Genomic DNA, 520 nt, shown 5'->3' with positions numbered 1-520 from the left:
TTAGGGAAATACCATTTGACAATAACCTACTCGGAGGTAACACAATGAATGCAGTAGAGCAGATTCAACATGAAATTAAAGAAGCATTGCACCAAGCCATTGAGAAAGCGCAACTAGTCGAAAGTGCAGATATTCCGGACATTAAATTGGAATCACCAAGAAGTAAAGAGAACGGAGATTATGCAGCGAATATCGCTATGCAGTTGACAAAACTAGCGAAAAAGCCGCCACGTGCAATTGCGGAAAGTATTTTAGAGCACCTCGATACGAAGAACACCGCAATCGACTCCATTGAAATCGCTGGACCTGGCTTCCTCAATATCCGCTTGAAAACAGACAGCCTCGGGGATATCGTGAAATCTGTCCTGGATCAAGGAGCAGACTACGGACGTTCCGATAGCGGACAGCAACAGAAGATCCAAGTTGAATTCGTATCAGCGAACCCAACAGGCGATTTGCACTTAGGACACGCACGTGGGGCATCCCTTGGAGATTCATTATGTAATATTCTCGACAAAGC

The 520-nt window shown here is 45.0% G+C and carries 1 pseudogene; it reads left to right on the top strand.

Annotation, left to right across the window (positions count from 1 at the left end):
* Positions 1-44: 44 nt before the first annotated feature.
* A pseudogene (gene argS, locus CSV68_RS16560) lies at positions 45-520 on the top strand (arginine--tRNA ligase); the annotation flags it as partial.

Origin of the sequence: Sporosarcina sp. P29 (genome assembly GCF_002743265.1) — a bacterium.
Lineage (GTDB): Bacteria > Bacillota > Bacilli > Bacillales_A > Planococcaceae > Sporosarcina.
The sequence above is the reverse complement of the archived record's forward strand: the minus strand, read 5'-3'. Positions and strand labels throughout refer to the sequence as shown.